A 23,930-nucleotide genomic window follows, 5' to 3' on the forward strand; every position below is an offset into this window, starting at 1 on the left:
AGGCCGCCAGAGCCGCCGGCCCCCTCGAACATCGCGAAGGCCGCCAGAGCCGCCGGTTCTTCCGCTCGGCACGTTTTGATCCGGGCCGCCCGCGGTCCGGGACCTCACCCTCTTTCGACCCGTCGATCTCGCGCGCCCGCCCCAGGAGGCCGGTTTTGAGTGTGCACGACCTCGCCCAGATCGCTCAGCTCGCCATGATCGCCGATCCTTCCCGGCTCACCGTTCCGATTCACGACCGCGCGGGCACGCCCTCGTGCCGCGCCATGGGACCGGAGGAGACGCCGTGACGGACGCATCCCACTTACCCGGTACGCCTGGCACACCTGACCTGTCAGGCTTACCCGGCGGCACCCGCCGCCACGAGGCCCACCCCGCCGCCGTCCACCCCGCCGCCGTCCACCCCGCCTCAGAGGACAGGGCCGCGGTCGTCGGGGCGGGCCCGGCGGGATCGCTGCTCGCCGTCCTCCTCGCCCGCCGCGGCCACCCGGTCGACGTCTACGACATGCGCCCCGACCCGCGCGACGGCAAGGGCGACGGCGAGGGACGCTCGATCAACCTGGGCCTGTCGGCCCGCGGCATCCGCGCCCTGCGGCACGTCGGCCTGTGGAACGCTCTCGGGGACAGGCTCGTGCCCATGCGGGGACGGATGATCCACCGTCCGGGCAGGCCCGCGGCCTTCCAGGCGTACGGCACCGACCCGGGGGAGATCCTCTACTCGGTCCGCAGGGATGAGCTGACCACCCTCCTCGTCGAGAGCGCCGCCGCGCACGAGGGGGTGAGGCACCTCTTCGGCGTCCGCTGCGCGGGAGTCGACCGCGAGAGCGGGGAGCTGACCCTGGCTGACGCGATCACCGGGGAGACGCGCGAGGCCCGCGCGGACTTCGTGGTCGGCGCGGATGGAGCGTTCTCCGCCGTACGCGCCGCCATGCAGCGAGGGCTCGCCGCCGACTATCGTCAGGAGTTCCTCGAATGGGGGTACAAGGAACTCACGATCCCCGCCGCCCCCGGCGGCGCCTCCCGCGTCCCGCTGGAGGCGCTGCACGTCTGGCCCGGTGAGAACGCCCTGATCGTCGCCCACCCCAACGTGGACGGCTCGCTCACCGCGACGCTCTTCCTGCCGCACTCCGGTGCCCCCGGCTTCGCCGAGCTCTCCGGGGAGCGGGACGTCACCCGCTTCTTCCTGCGGACGTTCCCCGGCGTGGTGGACCTCGTGCCCGACCTGGCCGCGCAGTACGCCGCCAACCCGGTCGGGAACCTGGTGACCATCCGCACCTCGCGCTGGCACCACGCGGACCGGGTGGTCCTGGCGGGCGACGCCGCCCACGCGGTCTACCCGTTCTACGGCCAGGGCATGAATTCGGCCCTGGAGGACTGCCTGGTGCTCGACGGCTGCCTCGTCCGGCACCCCGGCGACCGCGCGGCCGCGTTCGAGGAGTACCAGCGACTGCGCAAACCGCACACCGACATCCTGGCCGACCTGTCGGAGCGGAACTTCGCCGACCTGCGCGACGGCACCCGCTCACCGCTGCGGCTGGCCCGCAGGCAGGCCGACCTCGCGCTGAACCGCGCCTTCCCCACCCTGTGGCGGCCGCTCTACACCATGGTCTCGCACACCGACATGCCCTACGGCGAGGCGTTGCGCCGGGCCCACCGGCAGGACCGTGTGCTGCGCTGGTCGGGCGCCGGGCTGGCCGCAGGGCTGGCCGCGGGAGCCGCCCTCGCGGCCGTACGGATCGGCTCCTCGCCGCGGAGGACGGCCCCGTGATCACGCACCCCGACGACCCGTCGCTCCGCCTGATCGAGGTCGCCGACCTCGACGCCCCGTCCCCGCCGCCGGAGGTCCTCGCCCACCGGGACGCGCTGCGGGCCGTCGTCGACTGGGCCGGGACCTACCTGTGCCGCCCGCACCCCGACCTGGGCCGCAACGGCCCGGTCTGCCCGTACGCCCAGGGCTCGCTGAGCCGCAACAGGTTCTACCTCGCGGTGCCCGAGGCGGGAGCCCGCGCCGTCGGGACCGTCGAGACCGTCGAGGACATCGTCGCCGCGGTGGAGCCCTACCGGGCCTGGTTCGTCCGGCTCGCGCCGCTGGACGGGCCCGAAGCCGTGTTCACCACGATCCTGCTGCTCCTTCCCCGCCTCGGCGACCGCCTGGAGTTCGTCGACGGCGCGCAGAACGCGCTGAAGGACGCCTTCGTCGAGGAGGGCCTGATGATCGGGGAGTTCCACGACGGGCCGCCCGACAAACCCGGGCTGTGGAACCCGTCGCTGCGCCCCCTGGCCGGTCCCGTGCCGCTGCTCGCGATCCGCCACATGGTCGCCACGGACCTCCCCTTCCTGTGGGGGGACCCGGCCCACCGGCGCGCGTACCTGACCCGGTTCGACGGCAGGGTGCCCGCCCATCTGCGAGAGATCGTCATGGAGGCCGTCATGGAGGGGACCGAGTGATACCGCCCGCGCGCCGCGACCCCGCCGCGCCCGTCCCGCTCACCCCCGCCCAGGCACGCCTGTGGTTCCTCGACCGGGCCGGGGCCGGGGCCGGTGGCGGGGCGTCCTACGTCTGCTGGACCTTCCAGCGACTCGTCGGGCCGCTCGACACGGAGGCGCTGCGCGCGGCCTTCACCGCCGTCGTGGGCCGGCACGAGGCGCTGCGCCTGGTCATCGTCGAGGGAGCCGAGGGACCCGCCCAGGTGGTACGGGAGAGCGGGCCGGAACTGCGGGTGGTGGACGCGCCCGACGAGGAGTGGGCGCACGACATCCTCAGGAACGTGCTCTCGCGCAGGTTCACCCTCGACGGAGCCCCGCTGCACCGGGCCGTACTGATCAGGCTCGCGGCCGGGGAGCACATCCTGGGCTGGTGCCTGCACCACATCATGTGCGACGCGCCCTCGCTCGGGATCCTGGAGGAGGACCTCTGGGCCTGCTACCGGGTCCTGGTCGACGGCGAGGAACCGCCGGGGCCGGTCTCCGCCCAGTTCCCCGACTACGCCGCCTGGCTCGCCGGGCAGGGGGCGGCGGGGCACGAGGCGGGGCTGGCCCACTGGCGCGAGCACCTGTCCGGCGCGCCCGCCGTCACCACCCTCCCACAGGACAGGGCCCGGCCTCGCGAACCCGTACGGGGCGGAGCCCGCCGCTCCCTGCGCCTGCCCGACACCCTGGTGGCGGACCTGTACGCCCTCGTCAAGGCGCGGCGCGTCACCCTGTTCGTCATCGCGATGTCGGCGATGACCGCCACCCTGGCCAGGCACTCCGACGAGGAGGACGTGGTCGTCGGGACCGCCCTGGTCAACCGGCACCTGATCGAGCTGGAAGGCTCGGTCGGCTGCTACATCAACCTCATCCCGGTGCGGACGGACCTGCGGGCCGACCCCACCCTGGCCGAGCTCCTGCGCGCCGTGCGCGGCTCGGTCATCAGGGGGCTCGGCCACCAGGCGACGCCGTTCGAGGAGATCGCCGACCTGGCCGGAGCCCCCCGGGACCTGCGCAGGAACCCCGTCTTCCAGACACTGCTCGTCATGGGGGAGGGAGGCCGGTCCACCGAGCGGGCGGCGAACCTCACCACGGAGACCTGGGAACTCGACGAGTCCTCGCCCGGCGCCCGCTTCGACCTCACCCTCGTCGTGAGCGTGAGCGAGAGAGGGATCGAGCTGCACGCCGACTACTCCGCCGACCTCTACGACGAGGTCACCGTCGACCGGTTCCTGCGCCACGTCGTCGTCTTCCTGTCCGCCTTCACCGCCACGCCGGACCTGCGGGTCTGGCAGATCCCGCTCCACGACGAGGTCCACGCCGGTACGCCGGACGCCTCGCACGGCGGTTTCCCAGGGGGTGAGCGGTCCCTGGGCGGGGGCACGCCCGACGGCGGTCCTGAGCCCCGCGACCCCCGGCCCGCCGGGGACCTCACGGCGGTCCATGGTCTCCGGCCCGCCGGGGGCCTCACGGCGGCTTCCGGTTCCCGGCCCGTCGAGGAGTTCACGGCGGTCCACGAGCTCATCGCCCGGCGGGCCGCCGAGACCCCCGCCGCTCCCGCGCTGGTCTCGGAGGCGGGGACGATCGGCTACGGCGAACTGGAACGCCGCTCGGCGCGGCTGGCGGCGCGGCTGAGGGAGGCGGGGGCCCGGCGCGAGTCCGTCGTCGCCGTCGTCCTGCCGAACGGCGAGGACGCCGTCGTCGCCCTGCTCGCCGCGCTGAGGGCCGGAGCCGCCTACCTGCCGCTCAACCCGGCCGACCCGCCGGGCCGGATCGCCGGGATACTCCTGGAGGCCGGGGCGGTCGCCGCCGTCACCTCCGACGAGCACCGGGACGCGCTCGCGGGCTACCCCGGCGCGGTTCTCACCGCCGGGGCCGCGGAGGAGGCCGGGGACCCCGGGGACCTCGGTGAGGTGCCGCCCGCGGGACCGGAGGACCTCGCGTACGTGATCTACACGTCGGGGTCCACCGGGCGGCCCAAGGGGGTGATGGTGACCCACGGGACCCTCGCCCGGCTGACCGGGTCGTTCCGCGACATCCATGGGTTCGGGCCCGGCGGGCGGGTGCTGATGCTGCCGCCGCTGACCTTCGACGCCTCGGTGGGGGACGTGTTCCCCGCCCTGTGCTCGGGGGCCGCCGTCGTGCTGCACCCCGACCCCGCCCTGCTCGACGGGCCGGAACTGGTGCGCTTCTGCGCGCGGCACGGCGTGACCGCGGTCGACACCGCGGCCTCCCTGTGGCGCGGGTGGGCGGCCGGACTGGCGCCCGGAGCGGTGCCCGACGGCTGGCCGGTCACCACGATGATGGTCGGGGGAGAGCGGGTGCCGCTCTGGGCGGTCCGCGCCTGGGCCGCCGCCACCGGCGGCCGGGTCGAGCTGTTCAACCACTACGGCCCGACCGAGGCGACCGTGTGCGCCACGGTGCACCGCACCCGCGACGGCGCCGAGGCGGCCGGGCGGGAACACCTGCCGATCGGGCGCCCCCTGCCGCACGTCCGCGCGTACGTCCTCGACCGCAGGGGCGGCCTGGCGCCCACCGGCACGCCGGGCGAGCTCCACCTGGGAGGTGACTGCCTGGCCCGGGGCTACGTCGCCAGGCCGGAGGAGACCGAGGCGCGGTTCGTCCACGACCCCCACGCCGGCCGCGAGGGGGCCCGCATGTACCGGACCGGGGACCTGGCCAGATACCTGCCCGACGGGACGCTGGAGTTCCTCGGGCGGGTTGACCGGCAGCTGAAGGTCAACGGCTACCGGATCGAGCCCGCCGAGATCGAGTCCGCCGTCGTGGCGCACCCGGGGGTGCGGGACGCGGCCGTCGTGGCCTCCCCCGAGGGGGACCGGCTCGTCGGCTACGTGGCGCCGCGCACCACCGACACCGAGGAGCTTCGGGGCTTCCTGCGCGAGCGGCTGCCCCGGCACATGGTGCCCGCCGTGCTCGTACCGCTCGACGAGATCCCGCGCACACCGCACGGGAAGATCGACACCGGGCGGCTCCCGGACGCCTCGCGGGACGCGCCCGGGTACGTCCCGCCGCGCGGCCCGCTGGAGACGGCGCTGGCCGGGGTGTGGGCCCGGGTGCTGGGCCTTCCCCGGGTGGGACGCCACGACAACTTCTTCGCCCTCGGCGGATCCTCGCTGCTGGCCGCCAGGGTGCTCGGCGAGGTCCGCGGGGAGACCGGGGTCGAGCTCTCCCTCGGCGGTCTCTTCGAGACGGCCGACCTGGCGGAGTTCGCGGCCTCCGCGGCCACGCCGGAGCCGGCCCTCGGGGACGACGACCTGAGGGCGCTGGCCGTGCTGCCCGGCGATGTGCGCGACGCCCTCGCCCCGGCGCGCGGCGTGCCGGGAAACGGGGGCGAGACGTCCGCTTCCGTGTCCGGCGTGCCGGGGGACGGGGGCGAGGCGCCCGGTTCCGTGTCCGGCGCACCGGTGAACGGGGGCGGCGTCCTCCGCCCGGCTGGCTCCGCGCCGGGCGGGGCGGCGGCGGGGTGGCCCGGGCGGGTGCTGCTGACGGGGGCGACGGGCCTCCTCGGGGCGCACCTGCTGGCCGAGTTGCTCGACCGGGGCGTTCCCGAGGTGGTGTGCCTGGTCAGGGCGGGGGACGAGCACGCCGCCGCCGGCCGGGTCCGTGACGTCCTGACCCGGCACGGCCTCTGGAGGCCCGGTTACCGGGAGAGGGTCACCGGTCTGGCCGGGAACCTGGCGGCGCCCCGGCTGGGGCTGGAGCCCGGCGTCCACGACGCCGTGGCGGAGGGGATCGACCTGATCTGCCACACCGGGCGGATCGTCAACTTCGTCCAGCCGTACCGGATGCTCGGCCCCGTGAACGTCGGCGGGACCGTGGAGATGGTCCGGCTGGCCGCGCACCTGCGGCCGACCCCGCTGCACACCGTCTCCACCCTCGGCGTGTACCTGGGCCGGGCGGGCCGGGACCGCCCGATCACCGAGGACGAGGCCCCGGACGACCCCGCCGGGCTGGACTCCCCGTACTACCAGACCAGGTGGGTCGCCGACGCGGTGGCGCGGCGGGCCCGCGAGCACGGCCTGCCCGTGACGGTCCACCGGCCCGCGCGGGTCGGCGGCCACAGCCTCACCGGCAGGGGCGACCCCGCGGACTACCTCAACCGGCTGCTCGCCACGTTCGTCCAGCTCCGCATGGTGCCCGACATCCCGGTCACCGAGGACGTCATCCCCGTCGACCACCTCGCCGCCGCCATCGCCGCGAGGCTGCTGGACCCGGCGTCGGCGGGGCGCGACTTCCACTACTTCGACGCCGAGGGGATCACCTACCGGCAGATGGCGGCGGCCCTGCTCGATCACGGGTACGACGTCGAGCTCGTCCCCTGGGAGCGCTGGCGGGCGGAGATCCTGCGGCGCTCCGCCACGGGCGAGCCGGTCGCCATGGGGCCGTTCGCCGCCGATCTGGGTGAGGAGCCGCCGGGACCGCGCGGGCCGAGGTTCGACACCTCGTTCGCCTGCCCGCCGCCCGGCGCCGCCCTGATCGGCCGCTATCTCGCGTTCCTCGAAACGTGTCCCGGACCCCTTTCCTGGACGTCTCCCCGGACGCCCTCCGAGGCCTCCACCGAGGCCTCCAACGAGAGACCCGCCCGGAAGGCCACCGGGAAACCCGCCGGGGCGTCCATCGGGACGTCCGCCGAGACCGGGACGTCCACCGGGACGTCCGCGGAAGGAGGGCTCCGTTGAGAGCCGACGCGCTCAGGTTCGCCGGCATCTGGTCCGCCGAGCTGGTGTCGGTGATCGGTTCCAGCCTCACCGGCTTCGTGCTCAGCGTCTGGGTCTACCAGGAGTCCGGATCCGAGACCCAGTTCGCCCTCACCATGCTCTGCGCCACGCTGCCCGGCATCCTCATCACCCCCTTCTCCGGGGTGATCGTCGACCGCTTCGACAGGAAGTGGGTGCTCGTGCTGAGCGACTGCGGGGCGGCGCTGTCGACGGCCGCGCTGCTGGTGATCGTCCAGGCGCAGAGCCTGGCCGTGTGGCACGTCTACGTCGCCACCGCGATCGGCGCGATCTGCGGGACCTTCCACCTCACCGTCTACCAGGCGATGACGCCGCTGCTGGTCCCCGAACGCCACCTGGGCCGGGCCAACGGGCTGATGCAGGCCACCTGGGGGCTGCAGATCGCGGCCCCGGTGGCGGCGGGGACGCTGCTGGAGGTGGTGGGAGTGCGCGGGGTGCTCCTGCTGGACCTCTTGTCGTTCGCCGTCGCGACGGTCGTGGTCCTGGCGACCAGGCTGCCCAGGTCGGTCACCCGGCCTGAGAGTGTCGCGAGCCCGCCGTCGCTGGGCACCGACCTGCTCTTCGGGCTGCGGCACCTGCGTTCCCACGGGCTGTTCCCCCTGGTGGCGGTCTTCGCCGCGTTCAACCTCGTGTTCGCCGTCGCGGGGGTGCTGATCCGCCCGCTCATCCTGTCGTTCACCGGGCCCGCCACGCTCGGGGTGCTGGTGTTCGCCGGCGGGGCGGGACTGTTCGCGGGAAGCCTGGTCATGGGCCTGTGGGGAGGGCCGCGCCGCAGGATCACCGGGATGAGCCTCTTCATGGCGGCGGGCGGGCTCGCCCTGGCCGCGCACGGGCTGTCGCCCTCGGTGGTGCTCATCGCGGTGGTCGCCCCCGCCTTCCTGTTCGTCCTGCCGGTGGTCAACGGCTGCGTGATGACGGTCCTGCAGCTCAAGACGGAGGCGGGGGCGCTCGGCCGGGTGCTCGCCACGGCGCGCACCCTGTCCCAGTGCGCGATGCCCATCGCCTACCTGAGCGCCGCGCCCGCCGCCGAGCATCTGACCGGTCCCCTGCTGATGCCGGGCGGCGCGCTCGCCGGGAGCGTCGGGGAGCTGATCGGGACGGGCCCCGGCAGGGGCACCGCCCTGATCTTCCTGGTCGACGGGCTGCTGCTCGTCGTCCTCGCGGTCACGACCTTCGTCCTTCCCCGGCTCCGCCGCCTGGAGCGCGAGATCCCCGACGCGCACAGAACGGACACCGCACCCGCCCCGGTCTCCTGACCCCCGCCCCGGAACCGCACCCCCGCGAGAAATCTTCGGAACCGCGACCCTCACGCACCCCGCCCATACGAACCGCGACCCTGACGAACGAGGTCCGATGCCGCTGCACCTGACACCCGAGGAAGCCCGCCGCTACCTGGAGAGCGGAGAGGCGCCCGGTCCGCATCTCGACGTGATCGGCGCCATGTCGGCGCACGCCGCCGCGGCAGGGCTCCGGCTCGGCCTGTTCGAGGCCCTGGCGGACGGGCCCAGAGACCTGCCCGACCTGGCCGCCGGGCTCGGCGCAGACCGGGAGGGCCTGCGCGTCCTGCTCGGCGCGCTCGCCGCGACCGGGTACGTGACCTGCGAGCCCGGCGGGTACGCGCTCACCGCCGTGTCCCGCCCGCTGCTCGGCGGGTACGGCAACATGCTGCTGTTCTGGCAGGAGGTCCTGGCCGGGCTCTGGGGCGGGCTGGAGGAGTCGGTGCGCTCCGGCAGGCGCGGCGCCGACTTCTACGCCTGGCTGGCTGGGCGCCCCGAGGTGCTGGCCCGCTTCCAGCGGTTGCTCCAGGACCAAGCGGGGTGGCTGGCGGAGGAGATCGCCGCCGTCGCCCCCCTGCCGGGCGGCGCCTCCCGGCTGCTCGACCTGGGCGGCGGGCACGCCCGCTACAGCATCGCCTACTGCCGCGACCGGCCGGACCTGCGCGCCACCGTCGTCGACCTGCCCTCGGGGATCGAGGCGGGCCGCCCGGCGGTGGCCTCGGCGGGGATGGCCGACCGCGTCACCCTCCTCGCCGGGGACATCCTGGACGATCTTCCGTACCGGGACCAGGACGCCGTGCTGCTGTTCAACCTGCTGCACGGCTTCGGCGAGGAGCAGGCCTCGGCCCTGCTGCGGGCCGCGGCGCGCACGCTGCGCCCCGGCGGGGTCGTGCTGGTCCTCGACCGGGATCCCGGCCATCCGGGCGACACGGCGGCGCGGGCCTTCACCCCGCTCTTCGAGCTCAACCTGCACCACACCCAGGGCGGGCGGCTGTACTCCCCGGAGACGATCATCCGGTGGCTCGCCGAGGCCGGTTGTCACGGACCGCAGGAGTATGTCCTGACGCGCTCCCCGGCCCACCTTCTGATCATCGCCACCAGGGCGTGAGCCGCACGGACGGCGACCGGGCCCGCCCGGCCCGCCGGGGTGGAGCGGCCGCCCCCGGCCCGCCGGGTGAAGCGGAGGTAACGACCGGCTGTGCGTCCTTCGCGCGGATCGCTGAGTGAACCCCGGGTGTGCGAAGATCGGCGCTGACGTACTGGCGGTGACGGCGATGGAGCGTACCAGAATGAAATCGACGAGGCTGTGGGCCGCTCCCGTGGCGGGGGTTCTCGTGGCGGGAAACATGCTCGTCGCCGTGCCCGGAGCCGCCGCGGCCGCGGCGGGCACCGTTTACTACGTCGACTCCAGGTCAGGAAACGACTCCGCCGCCGGGACCTCGGCCGCGACGGCCTGGCGCAGCCTGGACAACGTCAACGCCGCCACCCTGGGCCCCGGCGACATCGTGCGCCTCAAGCGCGGCGGCAGCTGGCCGGGCGCGCTGACGCTGTCCGGCCGGGGCACCGCCGCCAGCCCCATCTCGGTCGAGCCGTACGGCGAGGGCGCGGCCCCGAGGATCAGCGGCAGGGACGCGGCCTGCGTGGTGATCTCGGGTTCCTACGTGCGGGTCGTGGGGGTGCGGGCGAGCAACTGCCAGTGGGCCGGCTTCGAGGTCGGCGGCAGCCGCAACGAGCTCGACCGGGTCATCGCCGACCGCAACATCGCCGGGGTCCACTTCATGGGCGCGCGCAACGTCGTCAAGAACAGCGTCCTGAGCGACAACAACCGCATGAGCGTCAACGACGAGGGCGGCGACGACGACTCCGGCGCGTTCGGCGTGCTGCTCAACGGCGACGACAACCTCGTCACCGGAAACGTGATCACCGGCAGCTACGCGAGCAGCAAGGACTACGGAACCGACGGCGCCGCCGTGGAGGTGTTCAACGGTGACCGCAACCGGATCACCCACAACGTCGCCAGGAACAACGAGACCTTCGTCGAGCTCGGCGCGCAGAAGGGCAAGACCGCCGGGGGCAACATCTTCGCCCATAACGTGGTCACCTCCTCGCGCAGGGGCTCCTTTCTCGTCACCCGGGGCGCCGGTCACGTGGTCGGGCCGGTGAAGGGCACCGTCGCGGTGCACAACTCGGTCTACCTGCCCGCCCGTAAGACCCTCGGCTGGGCCTGCCACGACGGCTGCTCCCCGGCGATCCTGAAGCTGCGCAACAACATCATCGTGGTCGGCGGCGAGGTGGGCTTCGAGGACGGCAAGGGGGCCGACGAGGACGCCGGCGTCTACAAGGGCCGCTCCCGCAAGTTCAAGCTCGGCCCCCGGTCGATCATGGCCGACCCCCGCTTCAGGAGCCGGACGGACCTGCGCCTGCGCCCCGGCTCCCCGGCGCTCGGCCGCGGCGTCAAACTCGGCCCCACCTGGTACGGCGGGGCGGGCCTGGCCCGTGACCTCTCCGGTGCCACGCTGTCCGCGACCCCCGCCGCCGGGGCCTATCAGTCCTGACTTTTACCCGTTTTGGGTCTTATTCTGGACATCTCCCCGGAACCTTCGTGAAACCTGGCTAGGACAGTCTGGTGCGCAGAGCGAGGTGATCGGCATGATGTTGCGGCTACGTGTTTCCTTCCCGGACAGGCCGGGCGCACTGGGCCAGGCGGCCCGGGTGCTCGGCACGCTGGGTGCGGACATCCTCCAGGTGACGGTCCTGGAACGCGAGCTCGGCCGGGCGGTGGACGACTTCACCGTCTCCTGGCCCGGCACCGTGGACGCGGAGACGGTCAAGGACCGCCTCTCCAGTGTTCCCGGGATGCGCGTCGAGGGCGTCTGGCCCACCCGCGAGACACCCGGCACCGCGCCCGACTACGACCTGCTGAAGCACGTCGCAGCCGATCCCGGCAGGGCCTTCGCCACCCTCGTGGACGCCATGCCCGACCTGGTGAGCGCCGAGTGGGCGGTGATCCTGTCGCCGGAGAGCGGAGATCTCCTCCATCGCAGCTGGCAGGCTCCGATGGCCCTCGACGAGACGGGTGGCCTCGTCGGGGTCAAGGCGGCAGACCTCGCCACGCTGCGCCCCGCCGTCCTCGGTTCCGGGCGGCACCAGCTGATGAGCCTCCCGGTGCCGGACACGAGCCGGCACCTGGTCCTGGTCAGGGCCGACGGCCCGCCCTTCCACCGCGCGGAGCTGGACCGTGCCATTCGCGTCCTGGAGATCGTCTCCATCATGAGCCGATCCTCCTAAGTGCCCGCGTTTCCGATATGTCGGTTATGGGGTAGGAAGGCTAGGAGTGGCTCGGTGCCACCTTCGGTGACCGCGCCTTTTGTCCGTTGTGCCCGCTCCCGCCCACCGCGGGCGGCCGGGTCCGCCCGGCGGGACGGTGGCCGTCGCGCACACCCGCATCAGATCTCCCCCCGATAGACGCCGCTGGTCGTATCGGTACCGGGCCCCCGCGGGTCCGCGAGGAGGGCAGCCTGATGCCTAAGCGCCACCACGTGACGATGATCCTGCTGGGGCTGTGTCTGGGAGCCGGTACAGCCTGCGGGGGGAGCCAGGCCGTCACGGACGCCGCTTCGGCGGCCCCGGTGCGAGGCTCCGACCTCGAGCGAAGTCCCGGCCCCCGACAGAGCGCCACCCCCACCGCCGGCTCCCCGGGGAGCGCCGCACCCGTGCCGGAGGGGTTCAAGCAGATCGGGGGACCCGCCAACGGTGTCACCGTCGCGGTCCCGAAGGAATGGGTGGCGCTCGACCTGACCAAGGACGATCTCGACAAGGGGCTGAAGAGCAGCGGCCTGTCGGGTCCCACGCTGGAACAGGCGAAGAGGAGCCTGCAGACCCTGGTCGACAACAACGGCATCTGGGCGTCGGACGCCGACTCGGCGAAGACCTCCAGGAACGGCTTCCCCACCAACCTCAACGCCTTCTGCCAGGCCGGCCGGCAGATCTCGACGGAACAGCTGCTCAGGGAGACCAGATCCCAGCTGGAACAGCTCAACGCCAAGGTCATCGAGACGGGGAAGGTGCGGATCGGCTCCAGGGAGGTGGCGCGGCTCGTCTACTCGTTCGAGACCAACGGCGTCAACGTCCGGGGCACCCAGTACTACGTGCCGGTCGAGGACAGGACCTGCATCGTCACGCTCAGCACCGACACCGGGGGCAAGCAGGAGCTGTTCGACCGGATCGGCGAGACGATCAGACCGGTCTGACCGCCTCGCCTCCCGCGGCAGGCGCCCCGGCCCCGTACGGCCGGCGCCGTACCGCCCCGATGCCGCGGGTGGCTCCGGGGCGGCGCCGCGTCAGCGCTGCGGCGGGTCGATGCGGGCGCCGTCCATGGTGAAGAGCATCAGGCGGGTGACGTCGACACCGACCCTGGCGGGCTCTCCGGACCGCCAGACCGGGCGGGAGCCCAGGCGGACGATGAGGTCGGCCCGGCGGTGGTGGCCGCTGACGTGCTCCTGCTGCTGCTGCGGCTCGGCGTCCTCGTCGAACACGCCGCCGGGCATCAGCCGCCGCAGGACCGAGCGGATCCGCCCGCCGACGAGGGGGACGCCCAGGCCGTTGGCCTTGTGCCGGGGGTCGGGAGGCTCGGGCACGGCCACAGAGGTCAGCCCGCTCTCGACGTAGGCGAGCCACTCGTGGCCGTGGTACTCCAGGGCGCGGACGCGGCCGAGGAAGGTCGGGCCCTCGAAGCTGTCGGGGACCGGGGCCAGGCAGTCCGGGCGCAGGCCGACGATGATCTGGTGGCCCACGTGCTGGGAGATGACGTACGCCCTGGGATCGGTCCAGGGGATCATGATCTGGTGCGGGCCGAAGTCCAGCAGGATGAACTGGTTCTGCGGGGTCCGTACGGTGGCCGCGAGCAGGTTGATCTGCTGGGAGCTGAGGAAGGCCGCGGTGAAGGCGGTCGCGGGGTCGTTGTAGACCTGGCCGGGAGTGCCGACGTCCTGCAGGACGCCGCGGTTCATGATGGCGATCCGGTCGGCCAGCGTGAGGGCCTCGACCTGGTCGTGCGTCACGTAGATCGTGGTCACCCCGAGGGAGCGGACCAGCGACGAGATCTCCATCCGCAACTCGGTGCGCATGCCCGCGTCCAGGTTGGAGAGCGGCTCGTCCATCAGGAAAAGCGAGGGCTGGCGGACGATCGCGCGGCCCATCGCCACGCGCTGGCGCTGGCCGCCGGAGAGCGTTCCAGGGCGCCGTTCCAGGGTCTCGTCGATGTGCAACGCCTTGGACAGCTCCGTCACGCGCTCCCTGACCATCGCGGGGTCGGCCTTCGCGATCTCCAGGGGGAAGGCGATGTTGCCGCGTACCGTCCGGTGCGGGTAGAGCGCCCCGTTCTGGAACACCATGGCCACGTCGCGGTCGCGGGGAGCGAGCTCGTTGGCGAGCGTGCCGCCCAGCCACAGGTCCCCTTCGGTGACCTCCTCCAGCCCCGCGATCATCCGGAGCAGGGTGGATTTGCCGCAGCCGGAAGGGCCTAACAGGACGAGGAACTCCCCGTTTTCCGCGCGCAGACTCATGCGGTCGACCGCGAGGTATCCACCCGGGTATACCTTGCTCACGTTGTCGAGGACGACGGTACTCATGCGCGCTCGTTCCTCCCGGACGCCCCCGCCCGGATCCCAGCCATGTGATTGATGAGGTAGTACATCGCGACACTTGCCCGTGTGTCCATAGATGTCGTTAGAAATCGCTCATCTAATGGTTACTTCTCCGTTCCCGGGCGTGACGGTCGGTCGTGACATCAAGCCTTTACCGGAGCACCAGCACGAAGGTTGAAATGTTACAATTTGCGAAAAGTTGCAGAAACGAATTTCATAGAGGGCGCCGGATGCCGATCGGTTCGCGCCCGGTTCAGCCGCATGGTGGGGTGACTGCTTGATGGACGGTGAGCTCGCGCAGCCCTCACGCTTCCGCTCCGACGGGACGACGATCCGGCTGGCCGACATCGCCGCCCAGGCCGGGGTGAGCGAGGCCACGGTCAGCCGGGTGCTCAACGGCAAGCCCAGCGTGTCGCAGTCGACCCGGCAGGCGGTGCTGACGGCGCTGGACCTGATGGGCTACGAGCGCCCGCAGCGGCTGCGCCAGCGCAGCAACGGGCTGGTCGGCCTGGTCACCCCGGAGCTGGACAACCCGATCTTCCCGGCCTTCGCCCAGGCCATCGAGAAGGCGCTCACCCAGCACGGCTACACCCCGGTGCTCTGCACCCAGCTGCCCGGGGGCGCCCCGGAGGACGAGTTCACCGAACTCCTGATGGACCGCGGGGTGAGCGGCATCGTCTTCGTCTCCGGGCTGCACGCCGACACCACGGCCAAGATGGACCGTTACACGCGCCTGATCGAGCGCGGGCTGCCGATCGTCCTGCTCGACGGCTACAGCGAGCGCGTCGAGGCGCCCTTCATCTCCCCGGACGACCGGGCCGCGGCGCGGCTGGCCGTGCAGCACCTGGCCGACCTCGGGCACGAGCGCATCGGCCTGGCGGTGGGGCCGCGCCGGTTCGTGCCGGTGATCAGGAAGATCGAGGGTTACCGGCAGGCTATGTCCCAGCTGCTCGGCGTCACGGACGTCGACGGGCTGATCTCGCACTCGCTGTTCTCGGTGGAGGGCGGCCAGGCCGCCGCGGCGCAGCTGCTGGAGCGCGGCTGCACGGGGATCGTGTGCGCCTCGGACCTGATGGCGCTGGGCGCGATCCGGGCCTGCCGAGACCGCGGGCTCTCCGTACCGGGGCAGGTGTCGGTGGTGGGGTTCGACGACTCGCCGCTGATCGCGTTCACCGACCCGCCGCTGACCACCGTGCGCAAGCCCATCGGCGCGATGGCCTCGGCGGCGGTGGCGACCCTCCTGGAGGAGATCAACGGGGTCCGCGCCAAACATGTCGAGCTGATGTTCCAGCCCGAGCTCGTCGTCCGCCGCTCGACCGGCTCCGGTCCCCTGGTCAGCCGCTAGGGGCACGCGTCCGGCCGGGTGGGAACCGGTGGGAACCGGTGGGAACCGGTGGGAACCGGTGGGAACCGGTGGGAACCGGTGGGAACATGGCCCGATGAACACTGGTCACGACGTCGTCGTCATCGGCGGCACCGGCGTCGACACCACCGTCTATGTGCCCGCGCTTCCCCTGCCGTACGCCGACACCTACGCGGTCCCGCCGGTGATCGACCGGATCGGCAACACCGGCAGCGGTGTCGCCCTCGGCTGCCACGCGCTCGGGCTGAGGGTCAAGCTGGTCGACCTGATCGGCGACGACCCGCAGGGCCGGTTCATCCGGGCGCACTTCGCGGAGAAGGGGGTGGACACCGGCTGGGCGCTCGCACCGCAGGGGACCCGGCGCAGCATCCTGCTCGTCGGCCCGGACGGGCGGCGCACCTCGCTGTTCGACCCGCGCGCCGCGACGGGTGAGCGGCTGCCCAGGGAGCTCTATCTGGACGCGGTCCGCGCGGCCCGGCACGTCCACGTGTCGATCACCGACTTCTCCCGGTACGTCTACCCCGACCTGCGTACCGGGTCCGGCCCGCGCACCGGACCCGAGCAGGACACGGGGCCCGAACCGGCCGCCGGGCCCGCATCGGCCGCGGGGACCGTCCTGGGCGGCGGGTCCGTCTCCACCGACCTGCACGACTGGGACGGCGAGAACGACCACCACCGGGACTTCGCCTACTCCTCCGACCTGGTCTTCCTGTCGGCCACCGCGCTCGGCCCGCGCCGCGACGAGGTCATGCGCGACATCCTGGCGCGCGGCCGGGCGAGGGCCGTGGTCTGCACGGAGGGCGCCGAGGGCTGCCGCGTCCAGGACGCGGACGGCTTCCGCCGCTTCCCCGCCGCCCCCCTGCCGGGACCGGTGATCGACAGCAACGGCGCGGGGGACGCGTTCGTCTCGGGGGTCCTGTACGGGCTGCTCTCCGGGCGTTCCCTCGACGACTCCATCCCCCTCGGCGCCGTCGCCGGAGCCCACGCCTGCACGTCGGCGGGCACCCACGAGAACCCCATCGGCGAGCCGGACCTCCTCGGCCGCGCGAGGGAGCTCGGCCGTGCGTGGGAACCCGCCCGCCTCCCGGGTACGTGACGGCGTCCACCTCCGAGGGACGCCGAAAACCGTTTGCCCGGCGGGGGGAACGGCCGACACACTCTCGGGATGGCCGAGATCCCGTACGGCGACGGGCGCGCCGGCATCGACGCGGCGCTGGTGAGGCGACTGGTCGCGACCCAGTTCCCGCGATGGAGCGCCCTTCCCGTGACCCCGGTCGAGGTCGACGGGTGGGACAACCGCACCTACCGTCTCGGTGACGAGATGACGGCGCGTCTTCCCACCGCCGCCGGCTACGTCCCGGCGGTCGACAAGGAGCATCGATGGCTGCCGATCCTCGCCTCGTCGCTGCCTGTCGCCGTTCCCACCCCGCTGGCGAAGGGGGCTCCGGGCGAGGGATACCCGTTCAGCTGGTCGATCCGCGGCTGGCTGGACGGCGAGACCGCGAGTCTCGACCGCATCGACGACCTGCCCGGGTTCGCGGTCTCGGTCGCCGGTTTCCTTCTCGCCCTGCAGGGCGTGGACGCGACCGGCGGGCCGCCGGCGGGCGCGCACAGCTTTCACCGGGGCGCGTCACCGGCTCACTACGACGACGAGACACGCCGCTCCCTCGCCGTGCTGGACGGCCGCGTCGACACCACCCGGGCGTCGGCCGTGTGGGACGCCGCCCTCGAGGCGACCTGGTCCGGGCCGCCGGTGTGGTTCCACGGCGACATCGCGAGCGGCAACCTGCTGGTCAGGGACGGCAAGCTGGCCGCCGTCATCGACTTCGGGACCTCGGGCGTCGGTGACCCCGCCTGCGACCTGGTAATCGCGTGGACGATGTTCTCCGGCGAGAGCCGGGAGGCCTTCCGCGGCGCCGCCGGCCAGGAGCCCGCCACGTGGGCGCGGGCTCGCGGCTGGGCGCTGTGGAAGGCCCTGATCAGCCTGGTGCAGGACATCGACGGGGACGAGCGGCGAGCCGCGGGTCACCGCCGCGTCATCGACGAGGTCCTGGCCGACCACGATTGTGCCGGCTGACCCCGCCGGCTGACCCCGCCGGCACCGGCGACCGGGCCTCCGCCGGGGTCGCCGGTGGACGCTCCGGAGCTCCGCGCGTTCGCCCTGGCCCGGCTCCGGGCGCCGCCGTACGCCGCTCCCGTGCCCTTGGCGGGGCCTCGCCGTTCCGGCACCGGGGGCGCGGACCCTACTCGCCGGTCAGCTCGTCGAGGACTGCCCTGGCGGAGGCGCGGTAGGCGGCCACGTTGCGCAGCTTCACGTGCTCGTAGCCGCGGACCACCTCGGGCAGCTCGGCCAGCTCGCGGACCCGCTCCCCGGTCTCCGGGCGCAGGTGGTCCAGCGCGCGGTGCACGTCGCGGGTGTACTCGGCGGCGAGTTCCCGCTCGGTCCCGCGCACCCCGCCCAGGCCGAACGGGTCCAGCCGGGTGCCGCGCAGCGCGCGCATGCCGTACAGCAGGCGGAAGGCCGGGTCGAACCAGGCGCCGAGGCGGAGCTTGCGCCTCATGCCCAGGGCGCGCAGGAACGGCGGGTGCAGGTTGTAGGAGACCCGCGCGCCGGGGCCGAACTCGGCGGCGATCCGCGCCCGCTCGGCCGGGTCGAGGTGCAGGCGCGCCACCTCGTACTCGTCCTTGTAGGCCATCAGCCGGTGCAGCTGCCGAGCGTAGGCCTCGGTGACGGCGGTGCTCCCGGGGGAGACCTCCCGCTCCCTGGCGAGGACCGCGCGGACCGCGTCGGCGTACCGGGCGGCGTAGCGCGCGTTCTGGTACGCGACGAGGTCGGGCACCCGGACCGCGAGGATCCGGTGCAGCTCGGTGCCGGGCTCGGCGACCGCGTCGACCAGCCGTACCGTCTCCTGGCCGGGCGGCGACGCGACCGGGGCGGCGGGGCGGGTCGCCGCCGCCACGGCCTCGGGGGCGGCGACCACCGCGCGGCCCCAGTGGAAGGCGGCGACGGTCCGTTCGGCGGCCCGGCCGCCGCCCGCGCGGATGGCCCGCTCGATCGACTCCAGGCCGAGCGGGATGAGCCCGCGCTGCCAGGCGGCCCCCACGATGATCGTGTTGGCCGGCATGTGGTCGCCGAACAGCGCCTGGGCCATCCCCTCGGCGTCGAGGTAGACGTTCAGCTCGCGCCGGGTCCGCGACTCCAGCGCGCCGATCGGCGAGGCCGTGTCGGTCAGGTGGGTGGACGGGTCGAGCACCATCGAACCGGTCGGCACCAGGCTGGTGGAGACCACCGCCACGGTACGGTCGCGGTCGGCGGCGGCCAGGTGGGCGGGGTCGGTGGCGCCGATCAGGTCCAGCGCCAGGTAGGCGTCCACGCTGGCCGCGCCGCCCCGCGCCGAGCGGTCGCCGTCACCGTCGAAGATGAGGATGTCGGAGACGACCGTGCCGCCCTTCTGCGCCAGGCCGGTCTGGTCGAGCCCCCGCGACCGCCTGCCGTCGAGCATCGCGGCGGTGCCGAGGATCTGCGCGACCGACACCACGCCGGTGCCGCCGATGCCGACCAGCCTGATCGAGGTCTCCCCGGTGCGCGCCTCGGGGAGGGGCATCTCCGGCGGCGCGGGCACCGCGGCGCGCTTCTTCGCGGCGGCCTTCCCCTTCGCGGGCAGGACGGTCAGGAAGGACGGGCAGTCGCCCTCCACGCACGAGTAGTCCTTGTTGCAGGACGACTGGTGGATCTCGGTCTTGCGGCCGAACTCGGTCTCCACCGGCAGCACGGACAGGCATTCGGACTTCTGGCCGCAGTCGCCGCAGCCCTCGCAGACCCGCTGGTTGATCGCCACCCGCCTGGCGGGGTCGGGCAGGTCGCCCTTCTTGCGCAGCCGCCGCTTCTCGGCCGCGCACTGCTGGTCGTGGATGAGCACCGTCACGCCGGGGACCGCGGCCAGCTCGCGCTGGGCGTCCTCCAGCGCCGTCCGGTCGCGCACCTCGGCGATGCCCGCCAGCCTGACACCCCGGTAGCGCTCGGGCTCGTCGGTGGTGACGACGATCCTGCGCACCCCCTCGGTCTCCAGCCAGCGGGTCAGGTCGGGCACCGACAGGGCCGGGGTGATCGTCTGCCCGCCCGTCATCGCGACCGCGCTGTTGTAGAGCAGCTTGTAGGTGATGTTGACGCCCGCGCCGACCGCGGCCCTGACCGCGAGCGAGCCGCTGTGGTGGAAGGTGCCGTCGCCCAGGTTCTGGAAGATGTGCGGGGTGTCGGTGAACGGCGCCTGGCCGATCCACTGCGCGCCCTCGCCGCCCATCTGGGTCAGGCCGGTGAGCGTGCCCTTGCCCTCGCGGTTGAGCACCACCATGGTGTGGCAGCCGATCCCGGCGCCGACGGGCGCGCCGTCGGGGACGGCGGTGGAACGGTTGTGCGGGCAGCCCGAGCAGAAGAAGGGGCTGCGTTTGGGGGTGAGCAGCGTCAGCGGCGCCGGGCGCGAGATGACGGAGAGCCCCTTCTCCACCCGCTCGCCGAGGTCGGTCAGGCCCCGGCGGCGCAGCCGGAAGGCGATGGCCTTGGCGGCCAGGTCGGCGTCGACGGCGCCGTGCCGGGGGATGAGCCGCGCGCCGTTCTCGTCGAGCTTGCCCAGCACGCGGGGGGCGTCGGCGGTCCCGTACAGGATGTCCTTGACCGAGGTCTCCAGCAGCGGGGCCTTCTCTTCCACGACGAGGATCTCCGACAGCCCGCGGGCGAAGGTCCGGACGATCTCCGGGTCCAGCGGCCAGAGCATGCCGATCTTCAGGAGGCGGACACCGGCCTGCTCCGGCGTGACGCCGAGCTTGCGGAAGCCCTCGCGGACGTCGTAGTAGGCGGTCCCTGAGGCGACGACGCCCAGCCAGGCGTCGCGGGGGTCGGCGGTGACGCGGTTGAGCCCGTTCTCGCGGGCGTAGGCGCGGGCCAGGTCGAGGCGCGGGCCGACGAGCGTGCGCTCCATCTCCAGCGACCACGGGGTGAGCAGGGTGGCGTCGGGCACGTGCCGGTACGGCCTGCCCTGGTACTCGACGACGGGCATGACCGGGACGACCCGGTCATGCCCGACGTCCACGGTGCCGGTGCCGTCCACGACGTTGGAGACGGCCTTCACCGCGACCCACAGGCCGCTGGCCCGGGACGCCGCGATCGCGTGGCGTCCCAGGTCGAGCAGCTCCTGGACGCTGCCGGGGTGGACGACCGGCATGCCCAGCGTGGCGAGCGTGCCCTCGGTCGCCGAGGGGAGGGTGGAGGACTTGCAGGTCGGGTCGTCGCCGCAGAGCGCGATCAGGCCGCCCTCGGGGTGGGCGCCGACGAAGTTGCCGTGCCGGAACGCGTCGGCCGCGCGGTCGACGCCGGGTGCCTTGCCGTACCAGACGCCCAGCACGCCGGAGGTGCGCGGGCGGGGGAGCGCGGGCACGAGCTGGCTGCCCCAGACCGCGGTGGCGCCGAGCTCCTCGTTCTGCCCGGGGCGGTGCACCACGCCGAGCGGCTCGGTGTGGCGGCGGGAGCGGGCCAGCTCCTGGTCGAAGCCGCCGAGCGGGGAGCCGGGGTAGCCGGACACCATCGTGCCGGTGCGGAGACCCGCCGCTCCGTCGGCGCGCATCTGGTCGATGATCACCCTGACCAGGGCCTGGGTTCCGGTCATGAAGACCTGGCCCTCGTCGAGCAGGTAGCGGTCATCGGGGGAGATCTCCCGGGCGTCTGCGAAGATCGTCATGTTTTGTCCCGTCGTCGGCGCTCCTGCGTTGCCGCAAGGTTATGCCAGGTAGAACAAAACTCGATGTCAAACTTTCCAAGGTTGGTCCCTCTCGTTAGCATCCGATGTCATGGATGTGACGGATCGCGCAATTCTCGGTCTCCTGCAGGTGGAGGGGCGGCTGAGCAACCTGGAGCTGGCCGAGCGGGTGCGGCTGACCCCCTCGCCGTGCCTGCGCCGGGTCCGCAACCTGGAGGAGACCGGAGTGATCACCGGCTACCGCGCCGTGATCGACCCGACGGCCGTGGGGCGGGGCTTCCAGGTCGTCGCCTACGTCGAGTTGGAGGGCCAGGACGCCGAGACGGTCACCGCCTTCGAGGCCGCCGTCATGGAGATCGACGACGTGGTGGAGTGCCTGCGCATGTTCGGCCGCCCCGACTACGTGCTGCGGGTGGCGGTGCCCGACATGGACGCCTACAGCCAGCTCTGCCTGGAGAGGCTCGGCCGCCTGCCCGGTCTCGACAAGCTCACCTCGCAGATCGCCATGAAGGCCCTCAAGCCCGGCGGCGTCCTGCCCCTGTGAACCGCGCCTCCCGGAGAGGCGTCTCTTGCAGCGCTCAACGGAATGATCTCTGTTGAGGTGTGATCTCTCGCCGTAACGGCAGCAGGGGGTGAGCCCCTTGGCGCGGCTGAAGCCTGAGAGGTCGGCGACGAGTTGTAGGCGGTCGTCGATCCGTCGCCGCCCAGACATCGGCACCGCCCCTGCCTGCCGTTCCTGTGCGGCAGCTCCGTCAGATGTCGTCGGGCAGGAGTCGGAAGCACTCGTGGCCGGTGAGCGGGCGGATCGTACGGAAGTGTTCACGATCCAGTGTGAAGACGGCGTCGGTCCGAAACTCGGCCGCCAGAGCCGCGTTCATCGCGTCGGTCAGGCCGATGTTCATCGTCCGGTAGCGGTTCATGAGCGCGCCGGCGGTGCGCAGGTGCGGTGACACCTCGGGTACCTCATACCGTTTCACATCGATTCTGCCCATGATGTGGTCGAGGATCGCAAAGGCGGCGTGCTGGCCGATTCTGCTGTTGATCAGGTAGTCGAGCTCGGCCAGGACAAGCGGAGAGATGACCAGGTGGCCCACCTGGGCGCGGGCTTTGACGCATGCGTCATGTTCCGCGTCCTGACGGTTGAAGGTCGCCAGCAGAGCGGAGGTGTCAGCGATGGCCACGGGCACGCTCACCGGCCGAAGCCCTCGGCCAGAAGCGTGTCGGTCCGTGCTGACAGATCGGCGGGTCCGTCGAACAGGGGGAGATCGTCGTCGCCCATGGGGTCGGTGGGGAACGGGAGCGGCGGCTCGGCCTGGTGGGCGGGCACCAGGGTGGCGATGTGGCGACCGTTCTTGGTGACCGCGACCGTCTCTCCGTGCTCGGCGGCGGCGAGGATACGGGCGGACTGCTGGTTGAACTCGCGGGCTGTGGCTTCCATGCGCTCCATGGTACTACTTATGTACTACATTGAGGCGAGTTCGCGGATGTATTGGTTTCCGCTGTTGGGAAGCCGTACGCGTGCCCGATCGCTGAAAACGATCGAGGGGTGCGATTCCCGACCAAGAGCGGAGTTCTGGTCAGGTGCTCCGGACCGAGCTGTCGAGGGCGGTCTTACCGGTCAGCCGAAGTGGCCCGATTTCACTGCGGTGAGGAAAGCGCTCCACTCGCCTGGGTGAAGGCGAGCGCCGGGCCCGCGGGGTTCTCGCTGTCGCGGACGGCGACGGCTCCGGGGAGGTTTCCGGCGACCTCGATGCGGTTTCCTCCTGGCCATGCTCGTCGTCGCGGTGCGCTCGGCGTCGCTCGGCTCGGCGATCCTGGCGATCGGGCTGGGCATGTCCGCGATCGTGGCGAGGCTGACCCGGGTGCTTGTCAAGCGCGTGCTGGCCCACGACTTCGTCACGGCCTTGCGCACCTCCGGAACCTCCTGGCCGTGCGTGGTGACCGAGCACGTCCTGCCGAACATCTGGCCGACGCTGCTGGTCAACCTCGCGCTCCAGCTCGGGCTCGCCGTGCTGGCCGAGGCGTCCCTGTCCTACCTGGGGCTCGACCCGCCCCCGCCCAACGCCTCCTGGGGGCGCATGCTGCAGGAGGCCCAGGCGACCGTGCTCACCGCGCCGCTCGGCGCCGTCGCCCCCGGCGTGCTGCTGGTCGTGCTCGTCATCGGGGTGAACCTGATCGCCGACGGCCTCAGGGACGTGGCCGACCCGACCCGGCGGAGGACGCGATGACCCTGCTCGACGTCACGGGACTGCGCGTGCGCTCCGCCGACGGGCGCGACCTCGTCAAAGGCCTGTCCTTCACGATCGGCCCCGGCGAGCGGCCCCGCACGAGTTCTCCGGCGGGCAGCGCCAGCGGGTCGCCATCGCGCGCGCGATCGTGTGCGAGCCCCGGGTCCTGCTCGCCGACGAGCCCGTCAGCGCGCTGGACGTCTCCACGCGCGTACGCGTCATCGACCTGCTGGCCGAGCTGCGCGAGAGCCACGGGCTGACCGTCGTGATGGTCTCCCACGACCTCGCCGTGTGGTCGCGATGCTCTGCGACCACACGGCGGTCCTCGAACGCGGCCGGATCGTGGAGCAGGGCGACACCGCCACCGTGCTCGGCTCTCCGAGCCACCCCTACACCCGCCGCCTGATCGACAGCGTGCCGAGGCTTCCCGTCACCTGACCGCCT

The 23,930-nt window shown here is 72.8% G+C and carries 20 protein-coding genes; 15 read left to right on the top strand and 5 right to left on the bottom strand.

Annotation, left to right across the window (positions count from 1 at the left end; translation table 11 throughout):
• Window positions 1-155 precede the first annotated feature (155 nt).
• The 9 genes from ACTOQ2_RS25975 (at window position 156) to ACTOQ2_RS26015 (ending at window position 12,750) form a co-directional block, all read left to right on the top strand.
• Window positions 156-287, top strand: a complete 132-nt coding sequence (locus tag ACTOQ2_RS25975; RefSeq protein WP_440066957.1) for a hypothetical protein — start codon at window positions 156-158, stop codon at window positions 285-287.
• Window positions 284-1,765 carry an FAD-dependent oxidoreductase gene (locus tag ACTOQ2_RS25980; RefSeq protein ID WP_440102935.1) on the top strand — a complete coding sequence of 494 codons (1,482 nt, stop codon included), beginning with the start codon at window positions 284-286 and terminating at the stop codon, window positions 1,763-1,765. Before ACTOQ2_RS25975 ends, ACTOQ2_RS25980 begins: the two co-directional genes overlap by 4 nt.
• The gene (locus ACTOQ2_RS25985; RefSeq protein ID WP_440102937.1) at window positions 1,762-2,445 is read left to right on the top strand and encodes a DUF6875 domain-containing protein; all 684 of its coding nucleotides are present in this window, start codon (window positions 1,762-1,764) and stop codon (window positions 2,443-2,445) included. The genes ACTOQ2_RS25980 and ACTOQ2_RS25985 overlap by 4 nt, the downstream gene beginning before the upstream one ends.
• Complete coding sequence (locus ACTOQ2_RS25990) at window positions 2,442-7,166, top strand: non-ribosomal peptide synthetase (RefSeq protein ID WP_440102939.1); 4,725 nt, start codon at window positions 2,442-2,444, stop codon at window positions 7,164-7,166. The genes ACTOQ2_RS25985 and ACTOQ2_RS25990 overlap by 4 nt, the downstream gene beginning before the upstream one ends.
• Window positions 7,163-8,479 carry an MFS transporter gene (locus ACTOQ2_RS25995; RefSeq protein WP_440102941.1) on the top strand — a complete coding sequence of 439 codons (1,317 nt, stop codon included), beginning with the start codon at window positions 7,163-7,165 and terminating at the stop codon, window positions 8,477-8,479. The genes ACTOQ2_RS25990 and ACTOQ2_RS25995 overlap by 4 nt, the downstream gene beginning before the upstream one ends.
• Before the next feature lie 97 nt (window positions 8,480-8,576).
• Window positions 8,577-9,608, top strand: a complete 1,032-nt coding sequence (locus ACTOQ2_RS26000) for a methyltransferase (RefSeq protein ID WP_440102943.1) — start codon at window positions 8,577-8,579, stop codon at window positions 9,606-9,608.
• A 181-nt stretch (window positions 9,609-9,789) separates the two neighbouring features.
• Complete coding sequence (locus ACTOQ2_RS26005) at window positions 9,790-11,055, top strand: right-handed parallel beta-helix repeat-containing protein (RefSeq protein WP_440102945.1); 1,266 nt, start codon at window positions 9,790-9,792, stop codon at window positions 11,053-11,055.
• 94 nt (window positions 11,056-11,149) lie between these two features.
• Window positions 11,150-11,788 (top strand): amino acid-binding protein, encoded by a 639-nt coding sequence (locus tag ACTOQ2_RS26010; protein WP_440102947.1) that lies wholly within the window; start codon window positions 11,150-11,152, stop codon window positions 11,786-11,788.
• Window positions 11,789-12,021: 233 nt separating this feature from the next.
• Entirely contained in the window at window positions 12,022-12,750 is a 729-nt protein-coding gene (locus ACTOQ2_RS26015) for a hypothetical protein (RefSeq protein ID WP_440102948.1), read from the top strand.
• A 90-nt stretch (window positions 12,751-12,840) separates the two neighbouring features.
• Here the strand turns inward: ACTOQ2_RS26015 and ACTOQ2_RS26020 are convergent, their stop codons facing one another.
• The gene (locus tag ACTOQ2_RS26020) at window positions 12,841-14,130 is read right to left on the bottom strand and encodes an ABC transporter ATP-binding protein (RefSeq protein WP_362845700.1); all 1,290 of its coding nucleotides are present in this window, start codon (window positions 14,128-14,130) and stop codon (window positions 12,841-12,843) included.
• Between the two features lie 295 nt (window positions 14,131-14,425).
• On the opposite strand from ACTOQ2_RS26020, the gene ACTOQ2_RS26025 reads away from it, so the two are divergent.
• The 3 genes from ACTOQ2_RS26025 to ACTOQ2_RS26035 all read left to right on the top strand — a co-directional run bounded on the left by ACTOQ2_RS26025 (window position 14,426) and on the right by ACTOQ2_RS26035 (window position 17,585).
• Window positions 14,426-15,490 carry a LacI family DNA-binding transcriptional regulator gene (locus tag ACTOQ2_RS26025; protein ID WP_440102950.1) on the top strand — a complete coding sequence of 355 codons (1,065 nt, stop codon included), beginning with the start codon at window positions 14,426-14,428 and terminating at the stop codon, window positions 15,488-15,490.
• Window positions 15,491-15,584: 94 nt separating this feature from the next.
• Window positions 15,585-16,604, top strand: a complete 1,020-nt coding sequence (locus tag ACTOQ2_RS26030; RefSeq protein ID WP_440102952.1) for a carbohydrate kinase family protein — start codon at window positions 15,585-15,587, stop codon at window positions 16,602-16,604.
• Between the two features lie 69 nt (window positions 16,605-16,673).
• A complete protein-coding gene (locus ACTOQ2_RS26035; protein ID WP_440102954.1) occupies window positions 16,674-17,585 on the top strand; it encodes an aminoglycoside phosphotransferase family protein in 912 nt (303 codons plus the stop codon).
• A gap of 166 nt (window positions 17,586-17,751) precedes the next feature.
• Here the strand turns inward: ACTOQ2_RS26035 and ACTOQ2_RS26040 are convergent, their stop codons facing one another.
• Complete coding sequence (locus tag ACTOQ2_RS26040; protein WP_440102956.1) at window positions 17,752-21,240, bottom strand: indolepyruvate ferredoxin oxidoreductase family protein; 3,489 nt, start codon at window positions 21,238-21,240, stop codon at window positions 17,752-17,754.
• A gap of 109 nt (window positions 21,241-21,349) precedes the next feature.
• On the opposite strand from ACTOQ2_RS26040, the gene ACTOQ2_RS26045 reads away from it, so the two are divergent.
• Window positions 21,350-21,802: an Lrp/AsnC family transcriptional regulator gene (locus ACTOQ2_RS26045; RefSeq protein ID WP_362845710.1), complete on the top strand. Its 453-nt coding sequence runs from the start codon at window positions 21,350-21,352 to the stop codon at window positions 21,800-21,802.
• Between the two features lie 208 nt (window positions 21,803-22,010).
• On the opposite strand, the gene ACTOQ2_RS26050 is transcribed toward ACTOQ2_RS26045, so the two are convergent.
• The 3 genes from ACTOQ2_RS26050 to ACTOQ2_RS26060 form a co-directional block, all read right to left on the bottom strand.
• Window positions 22,011-22,451 (bottom strand): PIN domain-containing protein, encoded by a 441-nt coding sequence (locus ACTOQ2_RS26050; protein ID WP_440102958.1) that lies wholly within the window; start codon window positions 22,449-22,451, stop codon window positions 22,011-22,013.
• A complete protein-coding gene (locus ACTOQ2_RS26055) occupies window positions 22,448-22,696 on the bottom strand; it encodes a type II toxin-antitoxin system Phd/YefM family antitoxin (protein WP_440102960.1) in 249 nt (82 codons plus the stop codon). Before ACTOQ2_RS26055 ends, ACTOQ2_RS26050 begins: the two co-directional genes overlap by 4 nt.
• A gap of 200 nt (window positions 22,697-22,896) precedes the next feature.
• Window positions 22,897-23,010, bottom strand: a complete 114-nt coding sequence (locus ACTOQ2_RS26060; protein ID WP_440102977.1) for a DUF397 domain-containing protein — start codon at window positions 23,008-23,010, stop codon at window positions 22,897-22,899.
• Window positions 23,011-23,027: 17 nt separating this feature from the next.
• Between ACTOQ2_RS26060 and ACTOQ2_RS26065 the strand changes: the two genes are divergently transcribed.
• Window positions 23,028-23,486, top strand: a complete 459-nt coding sequence (locus ACTOQ2_RS26065; protein ID WP_440102962.1) for an ABC transporter permease — start codon at window positions 23,028-23,030, stop codon at window positions 23,484-23,486.
• A 300-nt stretch (window positions 23,487-23,786) separates the two neighbouring features.
• Window positions 23,787-23,924 (top strand): ABC transporter ATP-binding protein, encoded by a 138-nt coding sequence (locus ACTOQ2_RS26070; protein ID WP_440102964.1) that lies wholly within the window; start codon window positions 23,787-23,789, stop codon window positions 23,922-23,924.
• Window positions 23,925-23,930 lie beyond the last annotated feature (6 nt).

It is taken from the genome of Streptosporangium sp. H16 (assembly GCF_051918855.1).
In the GTDB taxonomy this organism is placed as follows: domain Bacteria; phylum Actinomycetota; class Actinomycetes; order Streptosporangiales; family Streptosporangiaceae; genus Streptosporangium.